We start from the raw sequence: 15,572 nt of genomic DNA on the forward strand, positions 1-15,572 counted from the left end.
TCAGGCGGCGGAGGCCGGAGAAGTCGAAGGACCCGGGGAACCGGAAGGACCTGCGCGCGTCGGCGCGACGGGCAAGGCCCCTTGCGGCCCCGCGGGCTGCTTCCAGTTCAGGAAGGGCAGCGCGATGCCGGGGTGCTTCGCGGCGATGTCGCGCAGGCCGGCGATGTACTGGGGCTTGTCGGTCAGGCTGGCGGTGACGACCTGGCGGGCGAAGATCTCGGCGACGACCGCAGCCGTGCCGGCGTCGTCCGTCTGCGCGCGCAGGAAGGCGGTGATGCGCGACTTGGCGGCGCGACCGCGATGGACCTGGCTGAGCACCGTCAGGAAGTAGGGCGTGAGCGCGCGCAGCCGTTGCGCGAGCTGCGGCTTGTCGTCGGTCGGCAGTTCCAGCAGCCACTGCGTGACGAAGAGCTGCACCTGCGTGCCCGGATGCTGGCTCAGTCGCGTGAGGCAGAGCGAGGCGTCAGCCGCGCTCATGCGACGCACGAGGCGCGCACGGCCCAGCGCCTGCACCCAGGCCTTCGGATGGTCGACCCAGGCGATGAGCAGCTCGACCGCGAGCGACTCGTCCGGCAGCCGCTCGCCGAAGAGCGTGCGGGTGTAGTCGATGGCGTCGTCGAAGTCGGCTTCGGCGAGGGGGAGCAGTTGCTCGGCCTGCTCGGGCGTCGGCGTCGACGGCGGCGCGGGCAGTGAGAGGTCGAGCGCCTGCATGGACCAATGCCGCACCGTCGTGTCGGGATGACGCGCGAGCGTGGCGAGCTGCCGCAGCGAGAAGTCCGAAGGTGTCAGCGACATCAACGCCCAGGCGCCGTAACGCTGGGCGCCGGCGCTTCGTGCCTGCAGCGCGCGCCAGGTTCCGGACGGATCGCGCGCGGGCGCGACGGGGGCCAGGTCTTGCGTCAGCCAGCGCAGCGCATCGGTGTGGGCGCCGTCGCCCGACTCGGTCTGGAACAGCGATCGGTGCAGGCGGTCGGCGATCAGGCGGGCGAATTCGGCATCGCCGCGCGCGACGCGCAGCAACGCGGGACCCACCGCGCCGCGGATGCCGGCATGCGCGTGGGCGGCGAGATCGCCGATCAACTCGACCTGACCGCGCAGCACTTCGTCCGGCAGCGCGGCGAGCAGGCGCACGCCGCAGGCGCGGCGGTCGGGATCGTCGGCGCCGATCAACTGCTTCATCAGCGCCGGCGGCAGCAGCGTGACGCCGGCCGGATGCAGCAGCAGCCAGGTGACGCCGACCTGCACGATCGGCACCGCCGGATGGTCCAGCAGCGGCAGTAGTGCGCCGAGCTGTCGCAGCACGGCCTCGCCGGCCGGCGCGGCGAGCGGGCCGGTCAGGAGCTGCTCGATCAGCGCGGCGCCTTCGGCGAGGCCGGGATCGGCGGCGTCGGCGGCCAACAGCGCCGGCGGCAGTTCGTCGAGCAGCGCCTGCGGCGTCGCCAGCAGCGCCAGGCCGTGACCCTGCTTGCGGGCGCGTTCCTGGCCGCTGAGCAGCAGCGCCACGATCAGGTCCGGGAAGCCGGCGAAGGCGCCCGGATCGCCGGCGATGTGCAGCAGCGCGAAGTCCCGCGCGGCGGGGTGGGCGCTCGACGCCATCAGCTTGAGCCACTGGATCTGCTCGGCCGGCGAGCCGCGCTCGACATGCGCGCTGGCGACGACGAAGCCGGTCTCGGCCGTCGGCGCGTAGGGACTGCGCAGCAGCCGCTCGAGCACGGCGGGCGCCTGCCGGGCGAGGAAGTCGGCGTGGTCCTGCAGCGCGCGGGCGACCACGGCATGGACCAGCGCGCTGCGGCTTTCCATCGCCAGGCGCAGCAGCGCTTCGGGATGCGCGTCCCACATCTCGCGCAGGCCTTCGGCGCGCTCGGGCAGCGCGCGCGTGACATCGATCGGCTCGCGGGTCCAGACCCGCTTCGCCCGTCCGCGATCTCCGTCGCCCTCGCCAGCGACGGCGTTGCGGCCGTTGTCCCGGTCGCCGCGGTTCGGCGCTCGCGCCAGCAGCAGCCGCGTGACCAGCAGCCAGTTCGCGCCTGCCGGGTAGTGACGCATGACCGTCGCCCAGCGACGGTCGACGTACTCGGAACGATGCTCGACGGCGGCAGCGGGGACTTCGTCGTCGCGCAGGCCGAGCAGCAGCTCGACGGCGATTTCGGGCGCATGCGGATGTGCGATCGCGGCGAGCCGGCGCACGCTGCGCAGGCCGCGCAGCCGCAGGTACTCGCGCGTCAGGCGGCCATAGGCGCGGGCGGGCTTGCGTTTGCTGCCGCCGCTGCGGACGATGATCTCGCCATTCGACGGGTCGCGATACTGGCGCGTCGTCAGACCGCCCTTCGCGGGACGGGTGTTTTCGAAGCGCGCATGCAGCACGGCGACGACTTCCGCATCACGGCGCAGCTCGGCGGCCTTGTAGACGTAGCGCATCGCCTGGAAGGCTTCGGCCTGCACCGGCAGGGCGCGCAGCAGCGAGAGCACCCGTTCGCGCACCGCAGGCCGGGCGAGCGCGATGTCGTACCAGTCCTGCATCAGCTCGGGCCAGTCGAGACGTCGGGCGTCGAGCGGCTCCAGCAGCGCAACGACCAGCTCGGGACCGTCGAGTTCCAGCGCGAGCTCCGCCGACCACTGGCTGGCCAGCAACTCGGCGTGCGCGGCGAGGTCCTCCGGTGACAGCAGCATCAGCCGCGCCTGGTGGGCGAACCGTTGCGTCGCGGGGCTGCGGCCGCGCTCGGCCAGGATGCGCATGGCTTCGGCCGCGCCGGGATCGCCGAGGCGGCCGATCGCTGCTGCGAGGCACAGGTCCAGCAGGTCGCTGCCGCTTTCGAGCAGTTCGACGAGGCGAGGCACCAGGCCGCGCAGCGCGCGTTGCGCAGCGGGATCGGCCTCGGTGCGGTCGCTGCATTCGGCGACCCGCCAGGCGGAGCGGGTCTGACGGTCGGCGGATTCGAGTTTCCAGCGCGCGGGTTCGAAGCGCGCGACCAGCGCGGCGATGCGCGGCGGAACGGGGCCGACGGACGATGTCGACGATCCTGACGAAGTGGATCGCGTGCCACCCGGCGTCCCGGCGGCGTTGGAGGAAGAGGACCCTGCGGTGTCGTGTTCCGCCAGCGTGTCGAAGCCCTGGCGGCGGATCAGCGTCTCGCCGGCGACGAGGCGTCGGCGGATGAAGTCCAGTGCGCGGCGCTCGGCCTCGGCGAGCGGGCAGGGCGTGGCGGTCAGCGACGATTCGCCGCTGTCCTGGCGGACGGTGACGACGTAACGCGCGCCGGCGTCGCGGCCTGCGGGCATCTCCAGTTCGACCAGCTCCACCGTGCAGCGGCGCTCGCGCGGATGAACGCGTGACAGCGTCGCGGATGCGATCTTCCTCAAGCTCTTCTCCCCCTGGGTCGGGCGATTCTAGGGGGGTGGTGACGACCTAGGGGGAGGGGGCCGACCTAGGGATGTGCCCCATCCCGGGGACTGCCTAGTCTGGCTCACGGCTTCTTCACGGCTCGATCCCGGGCGGTGGATTCGAAGCGATCGTCGCAGGAGGTGCCCCATGCCCACACGCCAGCTGATGCTCACCCAGCTCAAGTGCGTCGTCGACACGAGCGAGGGCGGCGACGATTCGCCCTATGTGCTCGTCTTCATGGCGCATCGCAATGTGCCGGGCGGCAAGCTGCACCGCCTGCGCGACTCGGACTGGGACGACAACTTCAACGTCAACTCGGTGGACAACACGCGGCGCATCATCGATGAGTCCGAGGCCGGCGGCGCCTTCGTCTTCGTGTTCATGCTCGAGGAGGACTGGGACGCGGACCTGGGCGGCGGCGGAATCCTGCAGGTGATGATGCAGAGCATCTGGAACGCCTACGGACAGAGCGGCTGGAGCAATCTGACGCCGGCCCAGTTGCGCTCGGTTGTCGGCCCCAAGCTGTCGAGCATTGTCTCGGGGTCGCTGTCCAACGACGAGTACCTCGGCTGGCACAGCTTCGTGGTGCCGACGGTGACGACGGAAGCACCGCTCACGCCGCTCAACTTCAGCGGCGACGGCGGAACCTACAAGCTCACGTTCACGGTGAGGATCAAGGGCGGATGACGCCGCGCGACCCTCGCCGTGTCGGGAACCGGTCTCCAGGGCCTCCCTAGCCCGGCGTCCCGGCCTGTCGGCGGCGGAATTCCGTCGTCGGCAGGCCGCCGACGCCCCAGTTCTCGAGCTCGACCTCGTCGATGACGACGAAGGTCATGTGATGCGGCTTCCCCATCACCTCGAACAGCAGATCGCTGACGCCCTGGATCAGGGCCGCCTTCTGCTCGGGCGTGGTGGCGCTGGCGCCGGGGACGGTGCCCTCGCGGGTCACCTTGATGTTGACGTAGGGCATGAGGGCTCCTTCGTGGGTCTCGGGTCGAAGCGGTCGTACGCTGCAGTCTTGCTCAGCGGCCGGCGTGCTGGCCGCCGTCGACGTTGAGCAGCTCGCCGGTGACGAAGCCGGCGCGCTCCAGATACAGCACGGCATCGACGATCTCGCTGATCTCTCCCATGCGGCCCATCGGGTGCAGCGCGGCGAGGAAGGCGTGCGTCTGCGGCGCATGCATCGGCGTCTTGATCACGCCGGGGCGCACCGCGTTCACGCGCACGCCGGTCTTGGCGTACTCGATCGCGAGCGAGCGCGTGACCGCGTCCAGTCCGCCCTTGGTCAGGTTGGCCATCGCGGCCGGCACGCCGGCGATCGGATGGTCGACCAGCGTGGTCGTGATCTGCACGACGTGACCGCTCTTCTGCAGCAGCATCTGCGGCAGCGCCAACTGCGTGACGTGGAAGAAGCCCGCGACGTTGACCGCGAACGCGTCCTGGAAGTCCTGCGGCGTGTACTCGGTGAAGGGCTTGGCGATGAAGATGCCGGCGTTGTTGATCAGCGTGTCGATTCGGCCGAAGCGGTCGAGCGCGGTCTGCACGACGCGTTGCGCGACCAGGCGGTCGCCGATGTGGCCGGGGACCGCGACGACGTCGGCATCGTCGCCCTGCTGGATGTGACGCGAGTTGGCGACGACGGCGTAACCCTGCGCGCGATACGCGGCGACGAGCGCGGCGCCTATGCCTTGCGAGGCGCCGGTCACGATGGCGACCTTGCGGGCGGTGGTGTTGGAAGTCGTGGACATGGAGAAGCTCCTGTTCATGCGGGATCCGGAGGATCCGGGTGGGTCGGGACGCCGCGGAGATCAGAGTTCGTTCGGCGTTGGACGCAAGGTTAGGAGCCGGCCTTTCCAGGCGGTAGCCGCTATCCTGTCTCAATGGCTGATCAAAAACGCACAGGGCTCCGAGGGGCTGTGGACTGGGAGGATCTGCGGGTGTTCCTCGCGCTCGGACGCCACGGCAGCCTGTCGGCGGCGGCCCGCGCGCTGACGGTCAATCACGCGACGATCTCGCGGCGCATCCAGGCGTTGGAGGACAGCCTCGGCGAGAAGCTCGTCGATCGCCGGCCGGACGGCTACGTGCTGACGGCGGCGGGGCGGCGCGCGCTCGCGGCGGCGGGCGACATGGAGGCGGCGGCGCAGTCGCTCGCGCGCGAGGGCGTCCACGGCGACGGCGGCGACGGCGGCGTCGTGCGCGGGCTGGTGCGGGTGAACGCGCCGCCGGCGCTGTCGCAGGGCTTCGTGATCGACCGGCTGGCGCGGCTCGCGGTGCAGCATCCGGGGCTGGACATCGATCTCGCGACGGACCTGCGGGCGGTGAGTCTGAACCGGCACAAGGCGGACATCGCGGTGCGTCTCACGCGGCCGACCGATGGCGACTACATCGTCAAGCCGCTGGGCGCGATGGGCTTCGGGTTCTACGGCACGCCGGAGGTCTGCGAGACGGCGGAGGCCGGCGCGGAGCCGGTGTTCGTCGGCTTCGACGAGGAGAACGCCGACATGCCCGATGCGGCGTGGCTGGCGAAGCACTTCCCTCGTGCGCGGGTGGCGTTCCGCGCCAACAACCACATGTCGCAAGCGATCGCGGCAAGGACTGGCGCGGGGCTCGCGGTGCTGCCGCATTACGTCGGGCGGCAGGCGCCGGGGCTGCGTGCCTGCGCGCTGACGCCGGTGCGCGACCCGCGCGAGATGTGGCTGCTGATCCGCGGCCAGGACCGGAAGGACCGGGCGATCCGCACCGTGGCGGATCATCTGCAGCGGGTGTTCGAGGAAGAGCGGGAGCTCTTCCTCGCCTGAGCCCTGCCTCGCCTGAGCCCTCAGGTCACGCCGAGTTCCTGGAGATTCAACAGGCGGCTCACCTGCTCCTCGTCCTCGCGCGTCGCCGGCTGGTAGACCACCATCCCGAGGTCCGGCCGCTGGTCGACGGAGAACGACGAGTACTCGAAGGCGATGAGGCCGACGATCGGATAGCGCAGCCGCTTCACGCCTTCGCCGAAGGCTTTCACGTCATGCTCGCGCCAGTAGCGCTCGAACTCGGGGCTGAGCGCGCTGACCTCGCGCACGAGGGCGTCGACCTTCGTCGTGTCGCCGACGCGCGCGGAGTCCGCGCGGAAGGCCGCGACGACGAAGCGCGCGACGCTTTCCCAGTCGTCCTGCGCCGCGCGCACGCGCGGGTTGCAGAAGATCAGCTTCACGATGTTGCGCTGCTCGGGCGGCAGCGCGTTGTAGTCGGTGAGCACGGCGGTCGCCGCGCGGTTCCAGCCGACGACGTCCCACAGCGGCGTCTTCACGATCGCCGGGCTGAGCGTGAGCGCGTCCAGCACGCGCTGCAGCCGCGGCGTGATGCCGGCGGCTTCCGGCGCACGGAGCTCGGGCGCACGACCGAAGGCGAGCAGGAAGAGATGCTCGCGCTCCACGTCGGTCAGCAACAGCGCGCCGGCGATGCGCTCCAGCACGACCTCCGACGGCGCGCCGCCGCGGCCCTGCTCCAGCCACGTGTACCAGGTCGGACTCACGTGGGCGCGCTGCGCGACTTCCTCGCGGCGCAGACCGGGCGTGCGCCGACGCGTCATCGGCAGGCCGAGCGCGGCGGGGTCTAGCCGCTCGCGGCGATCGCGCAGGTAGGCGCCGAGCGGGTTGTCCTTGGCCGCCTGCGCCTGCACGGGCGCTGAGGGAAGCTCGGCAGGATGAGGCAGGGAGGGAAGGGGAAAGACGTTGTTCATCCTGTTAGCCGCCATACCTGGATAAGGTCACTACTACACCGGGATGGATTCTGCGCGGACGATGCATCGCATCAACTTTCGAGGGTTTCTCTCATGCGCGTTTTCGTCACTGGAGCCACGGGCTTCGTCGGGTCGGCGGTGGTCGATGAATTGATCGAGGCCGGTCATCAGGTGTTGGGGCTGGCGCGTTCGGACGCGTCCGCAGAGGCGCTCGTCCGGGCCGGCGCCGAGGTGCATCGAGGCACCATCGATGATCTGGACCGCCTGCGCTCGGGCGCGGCGGCAGCCGATGCGGTCATCCATACAGCGTTCGATCACGACTTCTCCCGCTTCGCGGAGAACTGCCGCCGCGACGGCGTCGCCATCGAGGCGCTGGGCGAAGCGCTGATCGGATCGGCGCGTCCGCTGCTCGTGACGTCGGGTCTGGCGATGGCGGTGTCGGGTCGTCTCGGTCACGAAGGCGATCCGTGCCTGCCGGTGTCGGACGGTTATCCGCGAGTCTCCGAGCCGACCGCGCTGGCGCTCGCGGCGCGCGGCATCAATGCGGCGACCGTGCGGCTCTCGCCGACGGTGCACGGCGCGGGCGATCACGGCTTCGTCCCGATCCTCATCGACCTCGCGCGCCGCACGGGGCGCTCGGCCTACATCGGCGACGGTCAGAACGCATGGAGCGCGGTGCATCGGCGCGATGCGGCGGTGGTGTTCCGCCGGGCGATCGAATCGCCGAAGGCCGGTGCGCGCTGGCACGCGATCGCCGAGGAGCGGATCGCGTTCAAGGACATCGCGACGGCGATCGGCGAGCGGCTCTGCGTGCCGGTGGTGAGCCTGTCGCAGGGGGAGGCGCCGGCGCACTTCGGCTGGTTCACGAAGTTCGCCGGCTTGAGCCTCGCGGCCACCAGCGCCGTCACGCGGGAGGCGCTCGGCTGGATGCCGAAGCATCCGACGCTGGCGGAGGATCTGGATGACGCGGGTTACTTCGACGCGAAGGTCTGAGATGCACGCGGCGCGCGCCTGCGCCTCCGGCCGTGGACACGAACTGACTCAGCTGTCGTAGCGCTTCGGGACCTTCTTCCGCTGCTGCTTCAGTTGCTCTGCCAGTGCTTCGGCCTGACGGACCTCGGCTTCGCTCAGGTTCGCGAAAGGCATACCAGGGAACGCCCTTTCGCGTAGCTCCTTCCATGACGGGCCGGACTCGCTTTCGTCGATGATGTAGAAGGCGCGCGCCTCGATCGCCGTGAGCCCGAGCTTCATGCCCTCCAGCGAGAGGGTGCTGGCCACGTGGGACTCTCCTTCGATGAACTCCTTGCGCAAGCCGGCCAGCAGCGGTTGCCGCATGGCCTCGGGCGGGCGGTAGTCCACGGCACGACCGTAGATCATCGCCACTTCGTAGACGCCGCCGCGCAGGGCCTTCTCGGCGAGTTCGGTCAGGTGGGTCTGCATCTCCTCGGTGATCGACTGGCAGCGGCGCGCGCGCTGCTCGGTCATGTCGGCGACGGTAGCCAGCTTGTCCGGCGTCAGTTTTGCGGTGGGCTTGAGATTCCGGATCTTTTCCCCGAGGCCTTCCAGCCCGCGGCAGGTTGAGAGCGTGATCGCAGCCTGCGCGGCCTGCTGAGTCGTTCCACCGTGGATGGCCATGAGCACGGATTGGCCGAGATCGACATCTGCCGCAGGAGGCCCCAGCCTCGCGGGCGGCGCGGACGTTGCGATCTGCGCCGGCTGAACCTGCCGATCGAGACCGATGGGTTCGCCGACGGTGGGCCGCGTCGCCTCGGCCAGGTGCGCCCGCGCGGGCTGCGCGCGAGCGAGGTCGACGCGATCGCCCTCAACGGGGTTCTTCCACAGCCAGGCGAGCGTCGCCGCCGCGAGCACGGCGACCAACATCAGAAGCACGGCGGTGCGACGTGAGAGGGTCATGCAATGCTCCATGACAAGGTGAACGGCGACGATGGGTCCTCGTGGAGGACTGCGAGATTCATCCGGGCGACGTATCCGGCTTCTTGACGCCGCGCAGCCAGGTCTGCGCAAGCAGGTCGGCCTGCTTCTGCTCGTCGTCGGTGTATGGCGGCGTGGGCTTGTCGAATTCGAACGGCGTGCGGGGGCGTTTTGAACGACTCGTACGGGTGCTGTCGAGCGCGTCGAACGCGATCTCGTAGGCGCGCGTCTCGATACGCGAGAGTTCGAACACATCGGGATGCCGCGCGAGCATCAAGGGTGCGATGTCGTCCCCTCCGAAGAAGTCGGTGCGCAGGGCTTCCTTCAATGGAGCTCTCATCGATGGCGGCGGATCGAAGCCAACGAGTTCGCCGTAGATCGCGGCGACCTGTCGGGAGCCCGCGAGCAGCGCCCGCTCGGCGAGCTCCTTTTCGCGAGCCATGAGATCCGGGGGAATGGATTGGCACTTCCGGCCACGCTCGCTGAACGCGTCGATCGCGATGTTGCCCGCTTCGCCGGCAAGCCGGCCGTCCGCCCTCATCCGTTCAATGTGCTGCATGAGGTCCGGATTGAAGCGGCAGATCGACATGAGGTTCACCGCTTCGCTGAGCAGCTTGGGAGAGCCGCCGTTGAATGCCGAGATCACGATCTGGCCGTAGTCGCGCATCGCGGCGGACGCGCCGACACTGGGCGGCCGGACGAGAGGATCGTCAATCGGTGCGGCTACCCCGCGACGCGGTGCGGCCTGTCTTGTTGCCTGGGCGGGGAGCGACGCTTCGCTGGCGACTGCTTCGCGCGTTGCGCGTGCAGGCTGCGCGGCGGCCTGCACCGTCGAGGAGGGCTCGATCGGTTCAAGCGCGGCGGGTGTCCTCCAGAGGTACGTCACGGCCGCGATGGCGACCAGAACGGCCATTGCGGCGCCTGTAAAGAGTGCTCCACGTCCGGTAGTCGGGCGTCGTCCCTTCACCGCGCTCATCCCTTCCGCCTTTCCGGCGGCTTACGTTCCTGCTTGAGGCGCTCGGCGATCGTTTCGGACGCGCGAACCTCTTCCTCGGACATGTCGCGGAAAGGCCCGTCCTGCAGCATCGCTTCGTGGAACGGCCGCTCCGCTTCCCGCGCCTCGGACATGGACACCAGGAAGTAGGCTCGCGCCTCCGCCTTGGAGAGACCCAACCGCCCGCCGTTGAAGGCAAACTCCTTGACGATGTCCCGATCGCCGTCTCGGAACGCGGCGTTCATCGCGTCGAGCAGCGGCTGGCGCATCGCCTCGGGCGGGCGATAACCGACGGAGCGTCCGTAGATCAGTGCCACGTGGCCGGCGTCGGGGCCGCCCGCCTCGACGGCGCGTGCCGCCAGCGCGCCGCGCTGGGCCTGCATCTCCGGCGTGATGGACTTGCATCGGTCTTCGAACCATTCGGCGGCGGCGATCCGGCTATTCCGCTTTGGATCCTGCGAGCTCAATTTCCTCGCGGCGCCCGACAGGTCCACCAGCGAGAACTCCAGACACGTCTGCAGCAAGTACGCCGCCTGGCCAGCCTGCTTGGGCGTCCCTCCGTGCATGCCGATCAGCACGATCTGACCGAAGTCTTCCGTCGTCGGCGGCTTGAACACCGGGGTGTCGTTGATCGCCACGCTGCTGGCCGCAGGGGCGGCCGGCACGGCGGACGGCGCAAGCTTCTCGGTCTTCTCGATCTTCTCGGCGGCCGCGACGCGGGGCTCTGAAGCACTGGTCGACACGGACGCGAGCGGCTGAGCCACGGCGGGCGTGACCGCCATCGCGACCTGCTCGTCCTTCGGCGATTCACTCCAGAACTGGACGGCGACCGCCGCGGCGGCCAACAGCAACCCGCCCGCCACGATCCAGCGGCGTGGATGATCCATCTTCGACTCCCTGCGATGCGGTCGTTCGCCGCATTGACGCCGCGGATGTTAGCGACGCAGGAAACGAAAAAGCCGACGCCCCCCATCGGAGGGGAATCGGCTAGTGTTCGATCAGGGGTTGGCCCTCACCCCCACCCTCTCCCGCAAGCGGGAGAGGGAGCGAGAGTGCACCGAGCTGACCGTGTTACTCCCTCTCCCGCTTGCGGGAGAGGGCAGGGGTGAGGGCCAGCGGCCTCGCGCAGTCCTTACTTCGGCTGCTTGACGATCCGCAGGTAAGGCTTCGGCGCCTTCCAGCCTTCCGGGTAGATCGTCTTGGCTTCGTCGTCGGACACCGAGCCCGCGATGATCACGTCGTCGCCGTGCTTCCAGTTCACCGGCGTCGCGACGCGATGCTTGGCGGTCAGCTGGATGGAGTCCAGCACGCGCAGGATCTCGTCGAAGTTGCGGCCCGTGGTCATCGGGTAGGTCAGCGTCAGCTTGATCTTCTTGTCCGGACCGACGATGAACACCGAACGCACCGTCGCGTTCGTCGCCGCCGTGCGGCCGTCCGACGTGCCCGGCTCTTCGGCCGGCAGCATGTTGTACAGCTTGGCCACGTTCAGGTCGGTGTCGCCGATCATCGGGTAGTTCACCGCGGCGCCTTGCGTCTCCTCGATGTCCGCCGCCCACTTCGAGTGGTTCTCGACCGGGTCGATCGACAGGCCGATCAGCTTGGCGTTGCGCTTGGTGAACTCGGGCTCGATCTTGGCCATGTAGCCCAGTTCGGTCGTGCACACCGGGGTGAAGTCCTTCGGATGCGAGAACAGGATGGTCCAGCTGTCGCCGATCCAGTTGTGGAAGTCGATCTCCCCCTTCGTGGTCTTGGCGGTGAAGTTCGGGGCGATGTCGTTGATGCGCAGAGACATGGTGGGCTCCAAGGTTGAAAGTGCCGTCGCCGGCAGAGGCGGACGGGCAAGCCGGGCGATTCTCGTCGTCAATCCTGCCGTCGGGGGCGCCCGAGGAGGCGGAGCGACATTCTTGTCCTCCAGATTGACGACGGACGGAGTCTGCCCAATGGCCTTACTCGACCCGCGACTTTACTCATGCGCAGACCGGATGCTCACTGGCCGAAGGTCCAGTTCGCACCGATCGTCCACCAGCCTTCCTTGGGCGTCCGCGCGGTGGCGGCGGTTCTCGCGTAGCTCAGGTCGAGCGTCAACTGCTCGCTCAGCGTGCGACGCAGGCCGAGCCGCGACAGCGGCCGTTCGCCGTCATGGAAATGCTCGGCCAGCGCCTGCCAGGCGGGCGTGATCTGCCACTCGACGGCGACACCGCGCTGGGTGCGGTCGTCGGCGCCCTTCAGTCGGGAACGTCCCAGGTTCAGGTGGAAGGCCAGGTCCTCGCGCGGCGTCCAGGTCAGGGGCACCAGCAGCGACTGCTGCGAGCGCGGGGTCTGGTCTTGCCACCCCAGTGCGGCGACCAGGCCGATCGCCAGTTGCGGCCGCAGGGCGGTCGCCCATTTGAGCTGCACGCCGCGCAGATGGAGCGACGGCGCACCCCGGGAGGTCTCCTGATCGGCGTTGAGGCCGGCTTCGACGCCCAGGATGTTGCAGCCGATGCCGGCGTGCCGGAGCTGGCGACGGTCGAGGTTGGAGCGCTCGGCCCAGAGTTCGACATTGCATTGGCCGGGGTCGTCGATCGAGGCGTCGTCGACGGCGTGATGCCCGCCGGCGGCGAGGCAGGGGACGGGCAGCAGCGGGCCGGCGAGCAGGGCCAGCAGAGCCGGCAGGAAAGGGCGCATGAAGGACTCCTGTGCGCACTGTCGGGCACGCCGGTTGGGGCGTGATGACGGTGCGGGTCACGATGGATCGGATCGGGTGAGTCGTCGCGCGATGGCGACGGTTGCCTCGGGAAGGCGATCGATGCAACAGGAGAAGGAGAGGGCGCGCCGCTGCGCGCCGCCGGAGCCGGTCAGCGCGTCAGTCGTGCGGCGGCCGTTCCGGCTCGCGTCGCGAAGGGACTGGGGGCACTGTCCACGGGGGCTCCAAGGGATGAAAGGCGCGGATTGTGGCATCGGTCAATGGCCTGGATCAACACCCTTGAGGGCTGTGTCGAATGGGCATCGGTTCACTTGGAAATCATCCGGGGATCGACCGCCCGTCGCTAGACTTTGTTCTCTCGCCCCAGGCTGCCCCCCGTCCTAACAGATCGTGGACGGGCTGTGCCCCTGGGGCGATGTTGTTTCCAGCCCCATGGTCCGAACGGATCGTCGCGCACAAGAAAACTATCGCCCCGATAAACCCCGACTGTTGCTGTCCCGACTAGGCGAGTCCTAGACTCGTCCGCGCTCGCACGCTGCAAGGCGGACCAGTGGACTGAACCCCCAGGCTCAACTCAGGAGGAAGACATGTCAGGCGAATCCGAATCGAAGTGCCCGTTCTCGGGCGGCACCCACCACCACGCGGTGGCCGGCACCAAGGGCAACCGCGACTGGTGGCCCGAGCAGCTCAACCTCTCCATCCTCTCGCTGCACTCGTCCAAGACCAACCCGATGGGCGAGGACTTCAAGTACGCGCATGAGTTCCAGACCCTCGACCTCGACGCGGTCGTCAAGGATCTGAACGCGCTGATGACCGATTCCCAGGACTGGTGGCCCGCCGACTACGGCCACTACGGTCCGTTCTTCATCCGCATGGCCTGGCACTCGGCCGGCACCTACCGCGTGCAGGACGGCCGCGGCGGCGCCGGCACCGGCGCGCAGCGCTTCGCGCCGCTCAACAGCTGGCCCGACAACGGCAACCTCGACAAGGCCCGCCGCCTGCTCTGGCCGATCAAGCAGAAGTACGGCCGCAAGCTGTCCTGGGCCGACCTGATGATCCTGGCCGGCAACGTCGCGCTGGAATCCATGGGCTTCAAGACCTTCGGCTTCGCCGGCGGCCGCACCGACGTCTGGGAACCCGAGACCGACGTGTTCTGGGGCCCGGAGACCACCTGGCTCGGCGATGAACGCTACGCCGGCGACCGCGACCTCGCGAACCCCCTGGCCGCCGTGCAGATGGGCCTGATCTACGTGAACCCGGAAGGTCCGAACGGCAATCCCGACCCGGCCAAGTCGGCGCGCGACATCCGCGAGACCTTCAAGCGCATGGCGATGAACGACGAGGAAACGGTCGCGCTGGTCGCCGGCGGCCACACCTTCGGCAAGGCGCACGGCGCGGGCGAGGCCCATCACGTCGGCGCCATGCCCGAGGGGGGCGCCGTCGAGGAGCAGGGCCTGGGCTGGAAGAACGCGTTCGGCGAAGGCATGGGCGTGTACACCATCACCAGCGGCATCGAGGGCGCCTGGACGCCGACGCCGACCAAGTGGGACAACAGCTTCTTCGAGACCCTGTTCGGCTACGAATGGGAGCTGACCAAGAGTCCCGCCGGCGCGCACCAGTGGACGCCCAAGGGCGGCGCGGGCGCGGGCACGGTGCCCGACGCGCACGACAAGAGCCGCAGTCACGCACCGATGATGACCACGGCCGACCTCGCGCTGCGCGTCGACCCGGCGTACGAGAAGATCTCCCGCCGCTACAAGGACAACCCGGCCGAGCTGGCGGACGCCTTCGCGCGCGCCTGGTACAAGCTGACGCACCGCGACATGGGGCCGGTGTCGCGCTACCTCGGCAAGCTGGTGCCCCAGGAAGAGCTGATCTGGCAAGACCCGGTACCGAAGGCCGATCATCCGCTGGTCGACGACAAGGACGTCACCGCGCTGAAGGCCAAGCTGCTGGCGAGCGGCCTGAGCGTGTCGCAGCTGGTGACGACGGCCTGGGCCTCGGCCTCGACCTTCCGCAGCGGCGACAAGCGCGGCGGCGCCAACGGCGCGCGGATCCGGCTGGCTCCTCAGAAGGAATGGCCGGTCAACCAGCCCAGCGACCTCGAGAAGGTGCTGAGCAAGCTGGAAACGGTGCGCAAGGAGTTCAACGGCTCGGCGGCCGGCGGCAAGAAGATCTCGCTGGCCGACCTGATCGTGCTGGGCGGTTCTGCGGGCATCGAGGCGGCGGCGAAGCAGGGCGGCCATGACGTCGTCGTGCCGTTCACGGCGGGGCGCACCGATGCGTCGCAGGACCAGACCGATGTCGAATCGATGGGCTACCTGGAGCCCGCGGCCGACGGCTTCCGGAACTACGTCCGCAAGGACCTGGTGAAGCACACGGCCGAGCTGCTGATCGACAAGGCCCAGCTGCTGTCGCTGAGCGCGCCGGAACTGACGGCGCTGATCGGCGGCATGCGGGTGCTCGACACCAACGTCGGCCACACGAAGCACGGTGTCCTCACGACGCGGCCCGGCACCCTGAGCAACGACTTCTTCGTCAACCTGCTGGACATGCGGACGAAGTGGCAGAAGTCGACGGGCGACGAAGCCGTGCTCGAAGGGCGGGATCGCACCTCGGGCGCTGCGAAGTGGACGGCGACGACCGCTGACCTGGTCTTCGGATCGAACTCGCAGCTGCGGGCGCTGTCCGAGGTGTACGCGTCCAAGGACGGCGAGAAGGTGTTCGTCGGCGACTTCGTCAAGGCCTGGACCCGGGTGATGAACCTGGACCGCTACGACCTGATCTGAGCGGACGCGGGGCCGCCGCCCGGGAGGGCGGGCGGCCCCGCAAGCCATCTGCCCGCCGTAGGCAG

Annotated in this window: 13 protein-coding genes; 4 read left to right on the top strand and 9 right to left on the bottom strand. The window is 69.2% G+C overall.

Annotation, left to right across the window (positions count from 1 at the left end; translation table 11 throughout):
• Complete coding sequence (locus ACQZ13_RS04720; protein ID WP_431050087.1) at window positions 1-3,360, bottom strand: hypothetical protein; 3,360 nt, start codon at window positions 3,358-3,360, stop codon at window positions 1-3.
• Between the two features lie 169 nt (window positions 3,361-3,529).
• Between ACQZ13_RS04720 and ACQZ13_RS04725 the strand changes: the two genes are divergently transcribed.
• The gene (locus tag ACQZ13_RS04725) at window positions 3,530-4,069 is read left to right on the top strand and encodes a hypothetical protein (protein ID WP_431050088.1); all 540 of its coding nucleotides are present in this window, start codon (window positions 3,530-3,532) and stop codon (window positions 4,067-4,069) included.
• Window positions 4,070-4,115: 46 nt separating this feature from the next.
• Here the strand turns inward: ACQZ13_RS04725 and ACQZ13_RS04730 are convergent, their stop codons facing one another.
• Window positions 4,116-4,352, bottom strand: a complete 237-nt coding sequence (locus tag ACQZ13_RS04730) for a tautomerase family protein (protein WP_431050089.1) — start codon at window positions 4,350-4,352, stop codon at window positions 4,116-4,118.
• 52 nt (window positions 4,353-4,404) lie between these two features.
• Window positions 4,405-5,130 carry an SDR family NAD(P)-dependent oxidoreductase gene (locus ACQZ13_RS04735; protein ID WP_431050090.1) on the bottom strand — a complete coding sequence of 242 codons (726 nt, stop codon included), beginning with the start codon at window positions 5,128-5,130 and terminating at the stop codon, window positions 4,405-4,407.
• Between the two features lie 132 nt (window positions 5,131-5,262).
• Between ACQZ13_RS04735 and ACQZ13_RS04740 the strand changes: the two genes are divergently transcribed.
• A complete protein-coding gene (locus tag ACQZ13_RS04740) occupies window positions 5,263-6,180 on the top strand; it encodes a LysR family transcriptional regulator (protein WP_431050091.1) in 918 nt (305 codons plus the stop codon).
• Between the two features lie 20 nt (window positions 6,181-6,200).
• Here ACQZ13_RS04740 and ACQZ13_RS04745 read toward each other — a convergent pair whose 3' ends face one another.
• Window positions 6,201-7,106 (bottom strand): helix-turn-helix transcriptional regulator, encoded by a 906-nt coding sequence (locus tag ACQZ13_RS04745; RefSeq protein ID WP_431050092.1) that lies wholly within the window; start codon window positions 7,104-7,106, stop codon window positions 6,201-6,203.
• A 93-nt stretch (window positions 7,107-7,199) separates the two neighbouring features.
• Here ACQZ13_RS04745 and ACQZ13_RS04750 point away from each other — a divergent pair, with 93 nt between their 5' ends.
• Entirely contained in the window at window positions 7,200-8,099 is a 900-nt protein-coding gene (locus ACQZ13_RS04750; protein ID WP_431050093.1) for an SDR family oxidoreductase, read from the top strand.
• A gap of 48 nt (window positions 8,100-8,147) precedes the next feature.
• Here ACQZ13_RS04750 and ACQZ13_RS04755 read toward each other — a convergent pair whose 3' ends face one another.
• From ACQZ13_RS04755 to ACQZ13_RS04775, 5 genes are all read right to left on the bottom strand, one after another.
• Window positions 8,148-9,020, bottom strand: coding sequence for a hypothetical protein (locus tag ACQZ13_RS04755; RefSeq protein WP_431050094.1), 873 nt, complete (start codon window positions 9,018-9,020; stop codon window positions 8,148-8,150).
• A gap of 58 nt (window positions 9,021-9,078) precedes the next feature.
• Complete coding sequence (locus ACQZ13_RS04760) at window positions 9,079-9,951, bottom strand: hypothetical protein (protein ID WP_431050095.1); 873 nt, start codon at window positions 9,949-9,951, stop codon at window positions 9,079-9,081.
• Window positions 9,952-10,010: 59 nt separating this feature from the next.
• The gene (locus ACQZ13_RS04765; protein WP_431050096.1) at window positions 10,011-10,877 is read right to left on the bottom strand and encodes a hypothetical protein; all 867 of its coding nucleotides are present in this window, start codon (window positions 10,875-10,877) and stop codon (window positions 10,011-10,013) included.
• Between the two features lie 287 nt (window positions 10,878-11,164).
• The gene (locus tag ACQZ13_RS04770) at window positions 11,165-11,824 is read right to left on the bottom strand and encodes a peroxiredoxin (protein WP_431050097.1); all 660 of its coding nucleotides are present in this window, start codon (window positions 11,822-11,824) and stop codon (window positions 11,165-11,167) included.
• Between the two features lie 194 nt (window positions 11,825-12,018).
• The gene (locus tag ACQZ13_RS04775) at window positions 12,019-12,699 is read right to left on the bottom strand and encodes a hypothetical protein (RefSeq protein WP_431050098.1); all 681 of its coding nucleotides are present in this window, start codon (window positions 12,697-12,699) and stop codon (window positions 12,019-12,021) included.
• 606 nt (window positions 12,700-13,305) lie between these two features.
• Between ACQZ13_RS04775 and katG the strand changes: the two genes are divergently transcribed.
• Complete coding sequence (katG, locus tag ACQZ13_RS04780; protein ID WP_431050099.1) at window positions 13,306-15,507, top strand: catalase/peroxidase HPI; 2,202 nt, start codon at window positions 13,306-13,308, stop codon at window positions 15,505-15,507.
• Window positions 15,508-15,572 lie beyond the last annotated feature (65 nt).

The sequence above is a fragment of the Roseateles sp. L2-2 genome (assembly GCF_050613215.1).
Lineage (GTDB): Bacteria > Pseudomonadota > Gammaproteobacteria > Burkholderiales > Burkholderiaceae_C > Roseateles > Roseateles noduli.